General features: G+C 67.9%; 15 protein-coding genes. 8 read left to right on the top strand and 7 right to left on the bottom strand.

What is annotated here, in order from left to right; all coding sequences use genetic code 11:
• Positions 1–27: 27 nt before the first annotated feature.
• Positions 28–891, top strand: a complete 864-nt coding sequence (locus V4U86_RS10520) for an acyl-CoA thioesterase II (protein WP_395311172.1) — start codon at positions 28–30, stop codon at positions 889–891.
• On the opposite strand, the gene V4U86_RS10525 is transcribed toward V4U86_RS10520, so the two are convergent.
• The 6 genes from V4U86_RS10525 to V4U86_RS10550 all read right to left on the bottom strand — a co-directional run bounded on the left by V4U86_RS10525 (position 888) and on the right by V4U86_RS10550 (position 7,740).
• The gene (locus tag V4U86_RS10525; RefSeq protein WP_395311173.1) at positions 888–1,337 is read right to left on the bottom strand and encodes a DUF4190 domain-containing protein; all 450 of its coding nucleotides are present in this window, start codon (positions 1,335–1,337) and stop codon (positions 888–890) included. The genes V4U86_RS10520 and V4U86_RS10525 overlap by 4 nt on opposite strands.
• Complete coding sequence (locus V4U86_RS10530) at positions 1,334–2,878, bottom strand: ATP-binding cassette domain-containing protein (RefSeq protein ID WP_395311174.1); 1,545 nt, start codon at positions 2,876–2,878, stop codon at positions 1,334–1,336. The genes V4U86_RS10525 and V4U86_RS10530 overlap by 4 nt, the downstream gene beginning before the upstream one ends.
• Positions 2,865–4,466, bottom strand: coding sequence for a thiol reductant ABC exporter subunit CydD (cydD, locus tag V4U86_RS10535; protein WP_395311995.1), 1,602 nt, complete (start codon positions 4,464–4,466; stop codon positions 2,865–2,867). Before cydD ends, V4U86_RS10530 begins: the two co-directional genes overlap by 14 nt.
• Positions 4,467–4,486: 20 nt before the next feature.
• Positions 4,487–5,551 carry a cytochrome d ubiquinol oxidase subunit II gene (gene cydB, locus V4U86_RS10540; RefSeq protein WP_395311175.1) on the bottom strand — a complete coding sequence of 355 codons (1,065 nt, stop codon included), beginning with the start codon at positions 5,549–5,551 and terminating at the stop codon, positions 4,487–4,489.
• Positions 5,552–5,561: 10 nt separating this feature from the next.
• Entirely contained in the window at positions 5,562–7,010 is a 1,449-nt protein-coding gene (locus V4U86_RS10545) for a cytochrome ubiquinol oxidase subunit I (RefSeq protein WP_395311996.1), read from the bottom strand.
• Between the two features lie 100 nt (positions 7,011–7,110).
• Entirely contained in the window at positions 7,111–7,740 is a 630-nt protein-coding gene (locus V4U86_RS10550) for an HdeD family acid-resistance protein (RefSeq protein WP_395311176.1), read from the bottom strand.
• 128 nt (positions 7,741–7,868) lie between these two features.
• On the opposite strand from V4U86_RS10550, the gene V4U86_RS10555 reads away from it, so the two are divergent.
• The 7 genes from V4U86_RS10555 to V4U86_RS10585 all read left to right on the top strand — a co-directional run bounded on the left by V4U86_RS10555 (position 7,869) and on the right by V4U86_RS10585 (position 14,823).
• Positions 7,869–8,837: an ABC transporter substrate-binding protein gene (locus V4U86_RS10555; RefSeq protein ID WP_395311997.1), complete on the top strand. Its 969-nt coding sequence runs from the start codon at positions 7,869–7,871 to the stop codon at positions 8,835–8,837.
• 15 nt (positions 8,838–8,852) lie between these two features.
• Positions 8,853–9,791, top strand: a complete 939-nt coding sequence (locus V4U86_RS10560) for an amino acid ABC transporter permease (RefSeq protein WP_395311177.1) — start codon at positions 8,853–8,855, stop codon at positions 9,789–9,791.
• Between the two features lie 23 nt (positions 9,792–9,814).
• Complete coding sequence (locus V4U86_RS10565) at positions 9,815–10,567, top strand: amino acid ABC transporter ATP-binding protein (protein WP_395311998.1); 753 nt, start codon at positions 9,815–9,817, stop codon at positions 10,565–10,567.
• 4 nt (positions 10,568–10,571) lie between these two features.
• Complete coding sequence (macS, locus tag V4U86_RS10570; RefSeq protein ID WP_395311178.1) at positions 10,572–11,705, top strand: MacS family sensor histidine kinase; 1,134 nt, start codon at positions 10,572–10,574, stop codon at positions 11,703–11,705.
• Positions 11,702–12,355, top strand: a complete 654-nt coding sequence (locus V4U86_RS10575) for a response regulator (RefSeq protein ID WP_395311179.1) — start codon at positions 11,702–11,704, stop codon at positions 12,353–12,355. Before macS ends, V4U86_RS10575 begins: the two co-directional genes overlap by 4 nt.
• Before the next feature lie 64 nt (positions 12,356–12,419).
• A complete protein-coding gene (locus V4U86_RS10580) occupies positions 12,420–14,297 on the top strand; it encodes a DUF2339 domain-containing protein (RefSeq protein ID WP_395311180.1) in 1,878 nt (625 codons plus the stop codon).
• A 28-nt stretch (positions 14,298–14,325) separates the two neighbouring features.
• Complete coding sequence (locus tag V4U86_RS10585) at positions 14,326–14,823, top strand: Dps family protein (RefSeq protein WP_395311181.1); 498 nt, start codon at positions 14,326–14,328, stop codon at positions 14,821–14,823.
• On the opposite strand, the gene V4U86_RS10590 is transcribed toward V4U86_RS10585, so the two are convergent.
• Positions 14,798–16,102, bottom strand: coding sequence for an adenylate/guanylate cyclase domain-containing protein (locus V4U86_RS10590; RefSeq protein ID WP_395311182.1), 1,305 nt, complete (start codon positions 16,100–16,102; stop codon positions 14,798–14,800). The two genes, V4U86_RS10585 and V4U86_RS10590, sit on opposite strands and share 26 nt — an antisense overlap.
• Between the last annotated feature and the right edge of the window lie 618 nt (positions 16,103–16,720).

Here is a 16,720-nt window from a genome sequence, read left to right on the forward strand (position 1 = left end):
CCCTGCGGGGCGGACCGGGGGACAACGTTGTCGGCGGAGCATCTGAAGGAACTGCTGACGGTTCTCGACCTGACCCGGGTGGGCGAGGATGCGTTCACCGGAACGCACCCGAGCCGGAACCCGGTCCGCACCTTCGGCGGCCAGATGATGGCGCAGGCGTTCGTCGCCGCGAGCCGCACGGTGAGCGAAAAGCTGCCGCCGAGCACCCTGTCGATGCATTTCATCGCCGGCGGCGACCCGGACAGGGACCTGGAGTTCCAGGTGGTCCGGCTACGCGACGAGCGCCGGTTCGCCAACCGGCGGGTCGACGTCACCCAGGACGGTGTGTTGCTGGGCACCGCACTGGTCTCCCATCTCGCCGGCGGCCGCGGGCTGGAACACAATCTCCCCGCGCCGCAGGTGCCGGCACCCGACTCGCTGCCCACCATCGACGAACTGCTGGTGGGCTACGAGGAGACGGTGCCGCACTTCGTCAGCGCGCTGCGGCCCATCCAGTGGCGCTACACCAACGACCCGGCCTGGGTGATGCGGGACAAGGGCGGCCGACTCGAGCACAACCGGGTGTGGCTGACCGCCGACGGCCCGATGCCCGAGGACCCGGTGCTGCATGCCGCGGCGCTGGTGTACTCCTCGGACACCACGGTGCTCGACTCGATCATCACCACGCACGGCCTGTCCTGGGGATTCGACCGGATCTTCGCGGTCACCATGAACCACTCGGTGTGGTTCCACCGGCCGGTCCGCTTCGACGAGTGGGTGCTCTACTCGACCTCGTCGCCGGTGGCCGCCGATTCCCGCGGGCTGGGGTCGGGGCATTTCTTCAACCAGGCCGGCGAGGCCGTGGCGACCGTGGTCCAGGAGGGCATCGTCAAGTACTTCCCGGGCCGTTAACGCCCGGACAGGCCATCGGGCAGACCGTAGTCCTGCTGGACGCGCTCGCGAAAGGTGTTCTCGCACTGCACCTGTGCCGGGCGATCGGTGCCGGCCCGCTGCATGCAGTCGATGTAGTCGCCCATCCCGGCCTCGGACAGGAATGCGATCCAGATCGGGACGAAGGCCGCTCCGACGACGACTGCGAGTGCGCCCAGACCGATCCCGGCGTTGGCGATGGGGACGTTGTCCGCCTCACCGCGCCGGGCCCGGCCACGCCCGGCGGCGCCGAGCACCACCGCGAGCGCACCGCCGGCGATGCCGCCGATGACGCTCCAGGAGAACACCAATGCCAGCACGGCGACTATCAGCGCCGCGCTGCCCAGCCCGTTACGCGGCCCCGACGGGGGCACCGGGTACCCGGCGTAGTACGGCGGCGGCACCGGGTACGGACCAGGGGAACTCATGGCGGTGAGGTTACCCGCGCGCCGGCGGCTCGGTCTTCGAGGCGGATCTCGGTACAGTGCAGGCCGGGCGGCAGATGGTGGGTGGCCACCACGACGGTCCGGTCGGCGGCGAACAGCGCGCCCGGGGTCAGCAGTGCGGTGAGCAGCCGGTCACTGTCGTCGGCGTCGAGATGCTCGGTCGGTTCGTCCAGCAGCACCACCGGGAAATCGGAGATCAGCGCGCGGGCCAGCAGCAGCCGTCGGCGCTGACCTGCCGACACCGCCGCCGCCCCGCCGCGCAGCATGGTCGACAGCCCGTCGGGCAGCGCGGCGCACCATTCACCCAACCCGACGGCCTCGAGCGCCTCGGTCAACTCCGCGTCGGTCGCATCCCCCCGGCCGACCAGCAGGTTGTCCCGCACCGTGGTGTCGAACAGATGCGCATCCTCGGCGAAGAACGCTGCGGTGACCGGCTTCTCGTGGTTGCCGGTGTCGGCGGCGTGCTCGGTGGACAGGTTCATCAGCAGGGTGGTCTTTCCGCAGCCGCTCGGGCCCAGGACGGCCACCCGGTCGCCCGGCTGCAGCCGCACCGGTGGCATCGCCGGCCGAGACCTCGGCGGGGCCGTCTCGGTGAGGTCGGTGAGTCTGCGGGCGGCGATGCGCGAACGCACCAGCTGCGCGGCCGCGCCGGGCAGTGCGGCGGTCGCCTCGAACGCCGACAACGGCACCAGCATCAGAATGGCCAGCGACATCGGGCTGGTGTGGCCGGAGACCATGATTCCGACGAGGACGGCCCCGAGAACCGAAACACCCGTCGCGACGGTCGAAACCGCACCCGCGGCCGCGGCCGGCGCCGCGGCACGGTCTTGCGCGTGGCCCAGATCGCGGTGCTCGGCCACGGATTCGGTGATGACCCGCTCCAGTCGACCGGCCACCCGCAATTCGGCGGCGTGCTCGAGGGCCAGCAGGGTGGCGGTGTCACGGGCGCTGCGGTGTCGGGCTGCCAGCATTTCGGTCGCGGCGGCGGCCCGGCCCGCCAACCACGGGGCGGCCACGCCGGCCACCAACAGGCAGAGCGCGAGGATCAGGGCGGCCGGCGGCGAGATCAGCGCGATGATGACGACGGCGGCCCCGGACAACACCGTGGCCACGCAGATCGGCACGACCGCACGCACCAGCACATCGGCCAGATCATCCACCGAGGCGCCGACCCGGGCAACCAGGTCCCCGCTGTGCAGACGCAGCGCCGTCTCCGGCGGGACCTCGGTCAGGCGTCGGTACAGGCCCACCCGAGCCTGCCCGGCGGCGCGTAACGCGGTGTCGTGCACCGCAAGCCGTTCACAGTAGCTGAACACGCCGCGGGAGATGCCGAGCGCGCGGACGGCCACCACCGCCACCGTCAGATCGAGCACGGGCGGCATCTGCCACGCCCGGCTGATCAGCCAAGCGGCGACCGTGGCCAGCGCCAGTGCACTGCCGAGGGCAAGCACTCCGAAGGCCACCGCAAGCAGCAGTCGGGGAACCCGGGGCTGCAACAGTCTCCACACCTCACCGAACGGCATGTGCGGCTCCCAGTGTCACCACGGTGTCGCCGATGCGGAGCACCGGCGCGCGGTGGCCGATGACCAGCACGGTGGCGCCCGCCCGGGCCCGTGCCGAGATTGCGTCCAGCACATGGGCTTCCGCTGCCTCATCGAGATGCGCGGTCGGTTCGTCGAGCAACAGCACCGGCGCCCCGGAGCCGAGTGCCCGCGCCAGGCCGAGGCGCTGACGCTGGCCCAGTGACAGGCCGGTCCCGCCCCGCCCGATGACTTCGTCCAGGCCACCCGCCAGGTTGGCCAGCACCGAATCGAATCCCGAAGCGCGGCAGGCGTCGTCCATATCGGTCAGCGGGCCGAACAGTTCCAGGTTGCTGCGCACCGTGCCGGGTAGCAGCACGGGGCGCTGTGGCAACCACGCGACGCGCCGCCACCACAGCGCCAGATCGATCTCGTCGAGGTCGCGCCCGTCGATGCGGATCCGGCCCGAACTCGGTGCCGCCAGTCCCAGGATGGCGGCCACGGCAGTGCTCTTGCCGGCTCCGTTGGGCCCGGTGAGCACACTCACCCGTCCGGGGGCGATATCGGCGGTCAGCGCATCGGGCGCGTTGCCGTCCCGGCCGGCGACCGACAGGTCCTCCAGCCGGATGGTGATGCCACGCTCGGCGGGAAGCGCGGTCCCGCCGGTCGGCGCCGGTTCGGCGTCCAACAGGTGCAGTGCGGCATCGGCGGCTGCCTTGCCGTCCTGGGCGGCGTGAAATTGCACGCCCACCCGGCGCAGTGGCCAGAACACCTCCGGGGCCAGCAGCAGCGCGGTCAATCCCGCGACCAGACTCATCTCACCGAAGACCAGACGCAGGCCCACACTCACCGCGACCATCGCCACGCCCAGGGTGGCGATCAACTCCAGCACCGCGGCGGACAGGAAGGCGATGCGCAACGTCTGCATTGCCGAACGACGGTGCGCGGCACTCAGTTCGGCGATACGACCGGCGGGCCCGGCCGCACGGCCCAGAGCCCGCAAGGTCGGAATTCCGGCCACCAGGTCCAACAGCCGGGACTGCAGCGTGGTCATGGCGGTCAGCGCCGCCGCGGACCGGTCCGCGGTCAGCTTGCCGATGAGCACCATGAACAACGGGATGAGCGGCAGCGCGACGGCCACCACGGCCGCGGACTGCAGATCCGTCGCGGCGATCACGACCACCGTTGCCGGAGTGAGGATCCCGGCCAGGATCACCGCGGGCAGGTAACCGGTGAAGTAGGGGCGTAACCCGTCCAGGCCGCGCGTGACGACCACGGTGGCCTCGTCGCGCACACCGTGCAACCGGTGCGGCGGCAGCGTCGTCACCGCCCGCAGGACCTGCGCGGACAGATCACCGATCAGTCTGGTGGCTGCCCGCTGGCTCAGGCCGGCCTGCATCCATTGGGCGAGAGCCCGGACCGCCCACAGCACGGCCAGGCCGATCAGTTCGGTACTCCAGTAGCCGAGGGTGCGGGTGGCCGGATCGGTGATCACCCCGGCGACCACACGCGCGAGCACGACGGCACCGGCCACCGTCGCCGCGCTGATCACCGCACCGCACAGCACCGCCGCGCCGAGATAGCGGCGCATGCCCGGCGACGAGTGCCAATTCACGGTATCCGCGGTGACAAACCCGCCGGATCAGGTATCCGCTCGGCCGAGATGCGTTGCCGGAAAACCCAGTACGTCCAGCCCTGGTACACCAGAACCAGGGGAGTGACCACCAGCGCCGCCCAGGTCATGATCTTGAGGGTGTACGGCGAGGACGATGCGTTCTCGATGGTCAGGCTCCAGGCCGGGTCTAGCGTGGACGGGATGAGGTCGGGGTACAGGCAGCCGAACACCAGGGTCACCACGGCGATGACGACGGCGGTGGTGGATGCGAAGGCGAATCCGTCCCCGGCGTCGGCGAGCACCAGCATCACCGCGGTCAGCTGGGCCACCACCGCGAAACCGAGGACCAGCCAGGTCCAGTCGTTACCGTGCGCCAGTTGGGTCCACAGACCGAAGACGGCCAGCACCACGGTCACCGGCACCGCCAGCCGGATCGCGTAGCGACGCGCATCGGAGCGGACGGCGCCTTCGGTTTTCAGAGCCAGGAACACCGCACCGTGCAACAGGAACAATCCGCACGTGGCGAGGCCACCCAGAATCGTGTACGGGTTGAGCACATCACCGACGCGGAGCGCGATCTGGTGATCGGCGTCGACGGGCAGCCCGCGCAGCAGCGCGGCGAACGTGACCCCCCAGAGCACCGCGGGCACCCAGGACCCGACCGCGATGGCGATGTCGGCCCGCCGCCGCCAGACCGGGTCGTCGACCTTTCCGCGCCATTCGATGGCGCAGACCCGCACGATCATGGCCACCAGGATGGCCAGCAGCGGGAGGTAGAGGCCGGAGAACAGGGTGGCGTACATGCCGGGGAACGCCGCGAACATGGCGCCGCCCGCGGTGATCAACCAGACCTCGTTGCCATCCCACACCGGGCCGATGGTGTTCAGCGCGGCACGGCGGTGCTTTTCCGGGTCTCGTGGCGGATCACCCTGTGCGACCCGTGCGGCGCTGCGGCCGAAGAACCACATCAGCATGCCGACGCCGAAGTCGAAGCCCTCCAGTACCAGGAAGCCGACGAAGAGGACGGCCAATGTGACGAACCAGAAGAGTTGAAGGTCCATGGCGCGCCTCCTAATACGCGAACGAGAGCGGTTTGACCTCGTCCTCGCCGGGTGGTGCCGGAGGGATGGGTTCGGTGTCGTGCTCCAGCGGGCCCTCCACGACGTAGCGACGGATGAGCCAGAACCAGATCACCGCAAGCACCGCGTAGATCGCGGTGAAGATGATCAGCGACATCAGCACCATGCCCGCGGAGTGGTTCGAGACCCCCTGCGAAACGGTGAGCCGCAGTACCGGATCACCGGTCGGGTTGGGTGCGACCACCCATGGCTGGCGGCCCATCTCGGTGAACACCCAGCCGGCACTGTTGGCCAGGAAGGGCGTGGGCAGGGTGGCCAGCGCAAATAAGGCGAACCAGCGCTGCCGGGGTATCCGGCCGCCGCGGGTGAGCCACAGTGCGGCCATGGCGAAAAGCATTGGCACCGCCAGGAAGCCGATCATCGCGCGGAACGACCAGTAGGTGACGAACAGGTTGGGCCGGTAGTCGCCGGGTCCGAATTTCTGCTCGTACTCCGCTTGGAGATCCTGCACACCCTGCAGTTCGACACCGCTGAACTTGCCCTCGGCCAGGAACGGCAGCACATAGGGCACCTCGATGAGGTGGGTGACGCTGTCGCAGTTGTTGTGCGTGCCGACGGTCAGCACGGAGAAGTCGGGATCGGTTTCGGTGTGGCACAGCGATTCCGCGGACGCCATCTTCATGGGTTGCTGTTGGAACATCAGCTTGCCCTGCACGTCACCGGTCCAGGCCAGCGCGCCGGCGGCGACGAAGGCGATGATGCAACCCAGGATGGTGGCCGGCCGGTGCATGGTGGCCGCGTCCGGGTTGTCCGGGTCGCGGACCATCCACCAGGAACAGATGCCCGCCACGAACGTTCCGGCCACCAGGAATGCCCCGGCCACCGCATGCGGAAAGGCGGCCAGCGCAGTGTTGTTGGTGAACAGTTCGGTGATGCTGGTCAGCTCGGCGCGCCCGGTCTCCGGGTTGTACCGCGCGCCGACCGGATGCTGCATGAACGAGTTCGCGGCGATGATGAAGTACGCCGAGGCGTTGACCGCGAACGCGACGATCCAGATGCAGGCCAGGTGCACCAGTTTGGGCAGCCGGGTCCAGCCGAAGATCCACAGCCCCAGGAAGGTCGATTCGAAGAAGAACGCGACCAGGCCCTCCATGGCCAGCGGTGCGCCGAAGACGTCACCGACGAACCGGGAGTACTCGCTCCAGTTCATGCCGAACTGGAACTCCTGGACGATGCCGGTGGCCACGCCGAGGGCGAAGTTGATCAGGAACAGCTTGCCGAAAAAGCGGGTGAGCCGATACCACGCCGTGTTGTCGGTGACCACCCACAGGGTCTGGAACACCGCTATGAGCGGGGCCAGACCGATGGTGAGCGGCACGAAGATGAAGTGGTAGACGGTGGTGATTCCGAATTGCCACCGTGCGACATCCAGAGCGTCCATGTGCACCAGTTCCTGGGATGCGGGCAGAGCCTCATTGCTCAACTACGACAGAGTGTAGTAGTCCTCCTGTCCGCAGCCCAGAAATCGTGGCGCGAATTACTCAGCTGGCGGGTGCGGCCACCGGGGGAGTCGGCGGATCGGTCGGATCCCCGGCCACCGGTGCCGAGGCGGCGGAGGACACCTTCTTGGCCGCGGACCGGATGCCGAACGCGGTGATGATTTCCGAGACACCGATGAAGATCAGGCAGAACCCGCCGACCAGGGCCAGGGTGCCGAGCGACTCGAACGGCGCGGCGAGCACGATGATGCCCGCGATCAGGCTGATGACGCCGACGATGATGTTCCACGCCCGTCCGGGCAGCGTCGGATCGCTGATCGCCGAGACCGCGGTGCCCACCCCGCGGAAGATGAAGCCCACGCCGATCCAAATGGCCAGCAGCAGCACCGCGTCGGTGATCCGGATGAGCGCCAGCGCCCCGAGAACCACGGAGGCGGCACCGCTGATGAACAGCAGCACCCGACCACCTTTGGCCACCTTCAGGCTGAAGGCGAGCACGATCTGGGCGATTCCGGTGACCAGGAGGTAGGCGCCGAAGAAGATCGCCGTCACCAGGATGGTCTTACCCGGCCATACCAACACCGCGATGCCGAGTGCCACCGCCAAAACGCCCGAGATCAATGTGGATTTCCACAGCTGGGGCAACAGGCTTGGGGGAGCGAAAGTCGTCATGCGCGAAGTGTCCCACAGCGTCAAATGCCACTGGGCGATATCGACACACCGTGATCAGAACGTCGTTAATCTTCGATTACGACAGTGCGCGCTTGATCCAGGGTCACTATCGTCATCTCGGTTTGAAGATGACGGACGTGACGGTGGATGACGCCCGATCCCACGAGAAAGAGGCAACCGTGTCAGCTGGATGTAAGAACCGCCGGAGCAGGACGTGGCGTCTGGCAGCGGCCTTCGCGGCGAGCGGAGCCCTGCTCGCGGCCGGCTGCTCGAGCAACACCGATAGCGCGGAGCCGACGACGAGCCCCACCGCTGCATCCGCCGAGAAGGTCGAGGCCATCGCCAATACCGTGCCCGAGGCGATCAAGTCCTCTGGCAAACTCATCGTGGGTGTGAACATTCCGTACGCCCCCAACGAGTTCAAGGATGAGAGCGGCAAGATCGTCGGCTTCGACGTCGACCTGATGAACGCCATCGCCGGGACCCTCGGTCTGGCACCGGAATACCGCGAGTCCGACTTCGCCAAGATCATCCCGTCCATCCAGGGCGGCACGTTCAACGTCGGCATGTCCTCCTTCACCGACAGCAAGGAGCGTGAGCAGCAGGTCGACTTCGTCACCTACTTCTCCGCTGGCACCTTGTGGGCGCAGCCGGCCGGTGGTGACATCGACCCCGAGAATGCCTGCGGTAAGCGGGTCGCGGTGCAGGCCACCACGGTCCAGGAAACCGAAGAACTGCCGGCCCGCAGCAAGAAGTGCGTCGATGAGGGCAAGCCCGGCATCACGATCATCCCGTTCGACAGCCAGGACGCGGCCACCAACGCCGTTGTGCTCGGGCAGGCCGACGCCATGTCCGCGGACTCCCCGGTGACGCTGTACGCGATCAAGCAGACCAACGGAAAGCTCGAGCAGGCCGGTGAGACCTTTGATTCCGCGCCTTACGGTTGGCCGGTCGAGAAGAATTCACCGCTGGCACAGTCGCTGGTGCAGGCCCTGCAGCACCTGATCGACACGGGCAAGTACAAGGAGATCGCGGCGAACTGGGGTCTTGAAGAAGGCATGATCGACAAACCGGTGATCAACGGCGCGGTCTCGTAGGAGATCGCAGCATCAATGAGTGACGCCGGTTCGTCACCGCAGCCCTCGCCAGGATCGAGCAGCCCGCAGACGATCGATGCGGTTCCGCTGCGACATCCCTGGCGGTGGGTGGCGGCGACTGTCATCATCGTCCTGGTCGGACTGTTCCTGTACGGGGCGGCCACCAACCCGGCCTACGGGTGGTCGACATTCGCGGAATACATGTTCCACGAACGGATTCTGCTCGGGGTGTTCAACACACTCCAACTGACCGTCTACTCGATGGTCATCGGCATCGTGCTCGGCGTCGTGCTGACCGTGATGCGACTGTCAGAGAATCCGGTGCTCAGCGCGGTGGCCTGGGTGTTCCTCTGGATCTTCCGTGGCACACCGGTGTACGTCCAGCTTGCGTTCTGGGGATTGATCCCGACGATCTACCAGAACATTGCGCTCGGTGTGCCGTTCGGTCCGTCGCTGCTGCACTTCGATCTGCAGAACCTGTCGTTCCCGTTCGCACTGGCCGTCATCGGCCTGGCGCTCAACGAGGCCGCCTACATGGCCGAGATCGTCCGGGCGGGCATCACCTCCGTGCCGGAGGGCCAGCTGGAGGCCTCGACCGCACTCGGTATGTCGTGGGGTCTGGCGATGCGCCGTACGGTGCTGCCCCAGGCGATGCGCGTCATCATCCCGCCGACCGGCAATGAGGTCATCAGCCTGTTGAAGACCACCTCGCTGGTGACGGCCGTGCCCTATGCCCTGGATCTGTACAGCATCGCCACCCGTGAGATCGCCGCGCGGATCTTCGAGCCGGTGCCGTTGCTGCTGGTCGCCGCCACCTGGTACCTGATCATCACCAGCATCCTGATGGTCGGTCAGTTCTACCTGGAGCGGTACTTCGCCAGGGGCGCGTCGCGCAAGCTGAGCCCCAAACAACTCGAGGCGCTGGCGAAGGCCCAGATGGGTACGGGTGTGTGATGTCCGACAACGCTGATCACCCGATGATCAAGGCCGAGCTGGTCTGTAAGAACTTCGGCCCGCTCAAGGTGCTCAAGGGCGTCACGCTGGACGTCCGGAAAGGACAGGTGCTGGTGCTCGTCGGGCCGTCGGGTTCCGGCAAGTCGACGTTCCTGCGCTGCATCAACCACCTGGAGACAGTCACCGCGGGACGGCTCTACGTCGACGGGGCCCTGGTCGGCTACCACGAGCGGGGCGGCAAGCTGCACGAGATGAAGCCGCGCGACGTGGCCAAGCAGCGCCGCGACGTCGGGATGGTGTTCCAGCACTTCAACCTGTTCCCGCACCGGACCGCGCTGGGCAATGTGGTCGAGGCCCCGATCCAGGTGAAGGGCGTCAACAAGAAGCAGGCGACCGAGCGGGCCATGGACCTGCTGACCCAGGTCGGACTGGCGGACAAGGCCGGCGCGTATCCGGCGCAACTGTCCGGTGGGCAGCAGCAGCGGGTCGCGATCGCCCGGGCACTCGCGATGAACCCCAAGCTGATGCTGTTCGACGAGCCGACCTCGGCGCTGGACCCCGAACTGGTCGGCGAGGTGCTCGCGGTGATGAAGAAGCTTGCCGCCGAGGGGATGACGATGGTGGTGGTCACCCACGAGATGGGGTTCGCCCGCGAGGTGGCCGACAAGCTGGTGTTCATGGACGGCGGCGTGATCGTCGAGAGCGGCGACCCGCGCGAGATGATGTCCAACCCGCAGCACGAGCGGACGAAAGCCTTTCTGTCCAAGGTGATGTAGGGCGGTGCGCACGCAACAACCGGTCGACCCGGTGGCGCCGTTGTGGCGGGCCGCGCAGGTCTTTCGGCTGCTCAGCTGGATCTACGCGCTGTACTTCCAGGTGTCGAAGAACGCCGAGCTCGATCGCCCGGTGCTGGGCTGGGTGTTGTTCGGGGTGCTCACCGTGGGTACCGCGGCGTGCGGGGCGGCCTACCTGTTGGGGTTCGGCCGCCGGCGGGCCTGGGTGCTGGCCGAGGCCGCGCTGGTCATCGCGCTGATGGGCAGCACCGTACTGGTCGCGTCACCGCAGTGGACACTGGCCAACCAGTCGTGGCCCACCACGCTGTGGGCGACCAACGCGGTGGTGTCGGCGGCGGTCTTGGCCGGGCCGGTGGCCGGGATGGGCATGGGGCTGGCGGTGATGGCGACCGCCGCCGCGCTCAAGGGCGCGATCGCCGTGGATCTGGTGCGCAGTCCGACCATCCTCATCGAGCTGAGCGTCGGCCTGGCCATCGGCATGGCAGCCAACACCGCGCGCCGGGCGCACGCCGAGGTGGAACGGGCGGCCCGGCTCGGTGCGGTGCTGGCCGAGCGGGAGCGGCTGTCCCGGCATGTCCACGACGGCGTGCTGCAGGTGCTGGCGATGGTCGCCCGCCGGGGCCGCGAGATCGGTGGCGAGACAGCTCATTTGGCTGAGGCGGCCGGCGAGCAGGAGCGCGCGTTGCGGCGGCTGCTCAGTGCCGTGGAGACCGAACCGGCGGCCGCCGACAGCGATCTCGGATTGCTGTTGCGCCGGCACGCCACCGACCGGGTATCGGTGAGCGTGCCGGCCGACGCGGTTCACCTCGATCCCCGGGTGGCCGCGGAAGTCGAGGCCGCCACGATCAACGCGCTGACCAACGTCGAACGCCATGCCGGTGCGGGGGCGCGCGCCTATGTGCTGTTGGAGGATCTGGGTGACGAGGTCGTGGTGAGCATCCGCGATGACGGGCCCGGAATCCCGCCGGGCAGACTGGAAGAGGCGGTCGGCGAGGGACGGGTGGGCGTGAGCAAATCGATTCGAGGCCGGATGGCGGCGCTCGGTGGCCGGGCCGAGCTGACCACCTCGGTGGGCGGGGGCACCGAATGGGAGCTGACGGTGCCGCGAGGGACGCGATGACCACCGTGATGGTGGTCGACGATCACCCGATCTGGCGCGATGCGGTGGCCCGGGATCTCGCCGAGGCCGGTTTCGACGTGGTGGCCACCGCGGACGGGGTGGCCGCCGCCCGCCGCCGGGCCGAGGTGGTGCGGCCCGCCGTCGTGGTGATGGACATGCAGCTGTCCGACGGGACCGGGGCCGAGGCCACCGTGGAAGTGCTGGCGGTCTCCCCGTCCTCGCGGGTGCTGGTGCTCTCGGCGTCCGACGAGCGCGCCGACGTGCTGGAGGCGGTGAAGGCCGGCGCGACCGGCTATCTCGTCAAGAGCGCCTCGAAAACCGAACTGAGCGAAGCGGTTCGGGCGACGGCCGCGGGACGGGCGGTCTTCACACCCGGGCTGGCCGGACTGGTTCTGGGGGAGTACCGGCGGATCGCCCGGACCGGCCGGGACGCCGACTCCGGCACCTCGGCCGTGCCGAGCCTGACCGATCGGGAGACCGAGATCCTGCGTCACGTCGCGAAGGGCCTGACCGCCAAGCAGATTGCGCAGCGGCTGTCGCTGAGCCACCGCACGGTGGAGAATCACGTGCAGGCCACCTTCCGCAAGCTTCAGGTCGCCAACCGGGTCGAGGCGACCCGGTACGCCATCGAGCACGGACTCGACCAGTAGATGGTCAGATAGTCGAGTAGTCCTACTCATCTCCTCGGGCATCCCGATACGCGACGATGAGCCCATGACCGAACCTCAGCAGGTGCTCGCGCGGCTGTCCGCGGAGTTCGTGACGCTGTCACAGATGATGACCCGGGCGTCGGCCGAATTGACGCAACTGGCCGGCACCATGCAGGCCACACCACCGGTCACCGGCCCGGCCCCGGTGCAGCCGGCCTGGACCGGGGCGCAATACCAGCAGTACGCGCAGTACTACTACTCCCAGTACCCGCAAGCCCAGTACCCGCAGGCCCCGTACCCACAGGCCCAGTACCCCCAGCCCGCGGCCCAGCCCGCTCCCGTGCATTCGGCGGCCCAGCCCCAGGCGGCCTCCGCGCAGCGCCCGGACCAGCCCCCGCAGAACTGGATCGGCAAGGCGTTGGCCGCGGCGGGTGTCGCAGTGACGCTGATCGGTGTTGTCCTGCTCGTGGTACTCGCCGCCCAGGCCGGCCTGCTGGCCCCGCCCATCCGGGTGTTCGCCGGTGCGGTGCTCGCCGGCGGGCTCGTCGGGGTTGCCCTGCGACTGGTCACCCGCCCAGGCGGGCGGGTCGGCGCCATCGCGCTGGCCGCCACCGGGATCGCCGCCGCCTATATAGATGTCATCGCGGTCACGACCATCTACGCGTGGGTGCCTCCGGTGGCCGGGCTATCGATCTCGGCGGTGATTGCCGGCGGTGGACTGACACTGGCCCGGCGCTGGAACTCCGAACATCTCGGTCTGCTGGTGCTGGTGCCGCTGACCGTCCTCGCACCGGTGGTCACCGGCGACATCACGCTGCTCCTGGTCGGTTTCATGCTGGCCCTCTCGGCGGTCACCCTGCCGGTGCAACTGGGCCGGGACTGGACCGCGCTGTTCGCCGCGCGGGTCGCGGCCGGCAGCGGGCCGGTGCTACTGGCCCTGCTCGCCGCGGCGTTCGGGTCCGACCACCGCCCCTGGCTGGCCGCAGCGGCCGCCATCGCGGCACTGCTGTCGATCGGTTCGGCATTCGTCCTGCTGCCGCACTCCACCCATCGCACGGGTCTCGCGCTGCTCGCGGCGGCGGGGGCGGCGCCCGTGCTCGGGGTGTCCGCGGCCGTCGGCCGGGCGCCCGCCGCGATGACCATCGCGGCAATGGCAGCGGCCGTGCTGGCCGTCGTGTTGTCGGCCGGGCGATGGCCGGGTGTGACACCCGGTGTCCGGCAGGTCTGGTCGGCGCTGGCCGCGGTCGCCGCACTGGTCGCGGTCACCGTCGCCTTCGACGGCGAGGTGGCCGGCCCGATGCTGCTGGCGCTGGCGGTCGTGGTGGCCGTCGCCGGTCGGCACAGCGTCCCGGCGCAGTGCGCGGCACTGGCCTTCGGGGCCGTCGGCGGGACCTACTACCTCGCGCTGGCATCCCCGCGGACATTGACGTCACCGACCGTCCTGGCGAACCCGGAAGCCGTTTCGGTGCTGGTGTCCAGCGTGCTGCTGACGCTCTACGCGCTGGCGCAGGCCTGGGCGCTGAGCCGCCGCGGCGACGCGGACACCGGGCGGCTGCTGATCGCCGCCGCCGCGGTGGTGATCGGTTACGCGGTAACGGTGTTCACCGTGACCGCGGGCGTCCTGATCGGTGGTACCGGAGGCGGCTTTTTGGCCGGCCACATGGCGGCCACCATCTGCTGGATCATGTTGGCGGCGTGGCTGTTCTGGTCCGCGGCGAGGCTGGATCGGGCGGACCGGTCGGTGCCCCTCGGCGGCGGGATGGCGTGGGTGACGGCGGCGGTGGCCAAACTGTTCCTGTTCGATCTGGGCACTCTCGACGGCATCTTCCGGGTGGCGGTGTTCATCGTGGTCGGGTTGGTCCTGTTGGGGATGGGCGCCGGCTATGCCCGGCTGCTGAGCCAGCAGGACGAGCAGCGAAGAGAACAACTTAATTTGGAATGATTCCAGAAAAGATCTGGTTGGACCGTGCATGACCACTTCACCGAGCACCCGACGCACCGATTCCGACATCCAAGGCTTCCAGGCATCGCCCGAGCTGCGGGCAAGTCTGCAGCAGGTTCTGGTCGAACTGATCGAACTGCATCTGCAGGGTAAGCAGGCGCACTGGAACGTGGTGGGCACCAACTTCCGCGACCTGCATCTGCAACTCGACGAGTTGGTCGACTTCGCGCGCGAAGGCAGCGACACCATCGCCGAGCGGATGCGGGCGCTACAGGCACCCGCGGACGGCCGGACCGACACCGTGGCGGCCACCACCACGCTGCCGCAGTTCCCGCCCTACGAACGCAATACCGCCGAGGTCGTCGACTTGATCAGCGCCCGTATCCATGCCGCGGTGGACACTCTGCGTGCCGTGCACGACGGGGTGGATGCCGAGGATCCCACCACCGCGGACATCCTGCACCAGCTGATCGAGGGTCTGGAGAAGCTGGCCTGGTTGATCAGGGCCGAGAACCACAAGGTGTGATCCCGTCGGTGCGGGCGGCGGGTGCGGAGGGCCCGCGACCGTTCGCGGTCGCGGGGCGGCGGCCCACGAGGTACCAGGTGTGCATCGGCCCCTTGCCCTTCACGTCCACCTCGCCGCGCTCTTCGAACACATAACTGGCGTTGATGCGGTCATAGACGTCCTGGGGCACCTGAATGCGCCCCTCCACGTCGGTGCTCTCCATCCGGGAGGCCACATTGACCGCGTCACCCCAAACGTCATAGAAGAACTTGCGCGAGCCGACCACCCCGGCCACCACCGGGCCGGCGGCGATTCCGATCCGCAACGGCACCGCGCGACCCTGCTGATCGCGCAGACCGTCGACCGCGGCCGCCATGTCCAGGGCCAGACAGGCCAGTGACTCCAGGTGATCGGGCCGGGGCTGTGGGACGCCGCTGACCACCATGTAGGAATCGCCGCTGGTCTTGATCTTCTCCAAACCGTGCCGGTCGACCAGGGCGTCGAAATCGGTGTACAGGCGGTTGAGGAACAACACCAGTTCGGCCGGGTCGGTATCGCTGGCGCGCTTGGTGTATCCGGCGATATCGGCGAACAGGATCGAGGCATCCTCGTACCCGTCGGCGATGATCGTGTCGTCGCGGTCCTTGAGCCGGGTGGCGATGGTGCCCGGGAGGATATTCGACAACAGGGCCTCCGATTTCGCGAACTCCAGCCTCAGCGCATTCTCGGCGCGGTCGATCCGGAGCATCGCCGACCCGACCACGATGAGCATCATCACGCTTGCTGAGGCCACCGTGACGGCGAAACTGACCTGCATCTGGGCGGCGGAAAAGACCCCGGTGTTCGGGACGACGAGCCATTCCAGGGCGATCGCGAGAGCGGCGCCCGACGCGGCCATTGCCGACGCGATGGCCAGATGGTCGCTGCCGATCACGAGGATGATCAGCGCCGCCCCGACGAAGAAGTAGAACTGCAACCCGGTGTCGGTGCCGAGTTGGCTGCACGCGTACGCGGTGAAGGCGTACGCCAACGTCACGAAAACCGTGGCGGCCACCAGCGAGCCGAAGCGGTACAGCAACGGGATGGCGGTGAAAACGGCGGCCGTCCCCAGGTTTACCAGCCAGATGTGGGTCGCCTGCGGTATCAGGATCATCTCGGCGAGGCCGTACGCCGCCACGATGGTGGCGGCGATCCGGGTGCTGATCGTCAGCGTCGCGCGGCGTCTGCTCGCCGCATCTTCATAGCCCAGACGGCCTTCTGGAAGGTCGGGAAGGCACCCGCGAGGCCCCGTGACAGCCACCTTCGGAGCGTACTCCCGGTCGGTTGACCAAAAGGGCCCGATCGGGCTGATCTGCGCGGAGGGTGGGCGATGTTTCTCCAGAAATTGACGGATGCGCAATGTCCGCCAATCGGGGGACACGGCGGGATATTAGCTAACGTTGTCGTCAATATTCGCCAACGACCGGCGGCTGCATCGCCGAACGGTCGCTTCGGGGCGATAAACGGCCTCCGACCAGCAAACCAATGTGAAACAGGTCACAGTTGCATCTCGGGCGCGCCTCGATCTTGTTCCGAAAATTCTTTGCCAGCTTCGCGCGCCGATGTCTCGATTTGATTACGACACCCCCTGTCGCGAGTTTGCTAGAAATAGGTAATAGCGCGTAACAAAATGCCTCCAAACTGGACTTATTCGAAAGTTTCGCAATTTGCTACCGCATGGGTTAATTTCTTGCTCAGCGCGAGGTCAAGGTCCGAACTTGCGCCTGTAAGAACGGGAGTCGCCATGTGGGATCAGATGCGTAAGCCGATCCGTCACGTTGCCATCCGAGGAGTGATCGCTTTGATAGCTGCATCACTTTTCGCGGCTACAGCAAGCCAACAGGTCTTGCCGCTGACCAAACAGCGGTCATACAACGTG

Source organism: Mycobacterium sp. AMU20-3851 (assembly GCF_043974665.1).
GTDB lineage: Bacteria > Actinomycetota > Actinomycetes > Mycobacteriales > Mycobacteriaceae > Mycobacterium.

Excerpts from the sequence above, each read along its gene's own strand:
- V4U86_RS10585 (WP_395311181.1), top strand. The coding sequence starts at position 14,326 with ATGACCACTTCACCGAGCACCCGACGCACCGATTCCGACATCCAAGGC.
- V4U86_RS10575 (WP_395311179.1), top strand. The coding sequence starts at position 11,702 with ATGACCACCGTGATGGTGGTCGACGATCACCCGATCTGGCGCGATGCG.
- cydB (WP_395311175.1), bottom strand. The coding sequence starts at position 5,551 with ATGGACCTTCAACTCTTCTGGTTCGTCACATTGGCCGTCCTCTTCGTC.
- V4U86_RS10530 (WP_395311174.1), bottom strand. The coding sequence starts at position 2,878 with ATGCCGTTCGGTGAGGTGTGGAGACTGTTGCAGCCCCGGGTTCCCCGA.
- V4U86_RS10545 (WP_395311996.1), bottom strand. The coding sequence starts at position 7,010 with ATGGACGCTCTGGATGTCGCACGGTGGCAATTCGGAATCACCACCGTC.
- V4U86_RS10555 (WP_395311997.1), top strand. The coding sequence starts at position 7,869 with ATGACGGACGTGACGGTGGATGACGCCCGATCCCACGAGAAAGAGGCA.
- V4U86_RS10580 (WP_395311180.1), top strand. The coding sequence starts at position 12,420 with ATGACCGAACCTCAGCAGGTGCTCGCGCGGCTGTCCGCGGAGTTCGTG.
- V4U86_RS10560 (WP_395311177.1), top strand. The coding sequence starts at position 8,853 with ATGAGTGACGCCGGTTCGTCACCGCAGCCCTCGCCAGGATCGAGCAGC.
- V4U86_RS10525 (WP_395311173.1), bottom strand. The coding sequence starts at position 1,337 with ATGAGTTCCCCTGGTCCGTACCCGGTGCCGCCGCCGTACTACGCCGGG.
- V4U86_RS10550 (WP_395311176.1), bottom strand. The coding sequence starts at position 7,740 with ATGACGACTTTCGCTCCCCCAAGCCTGTTGCCCCAGCTGTGGAAATCC.
- V4U86_RS10565 (WP_395311998.1), top strand. The coding sequence starts at position 9,815 with ATGATCAAGGCCGAGCTGGTCTGTAAGAACTTCGGCCCGCTCAAGGTG.
- cydD (WP_395311995.1), bottom strand. The coding sequence starts at position 4,466 with ATGCGCCGCTATCTCGGCGCGGCGGTGCTGTGCGGTGCGGTGATCAGC.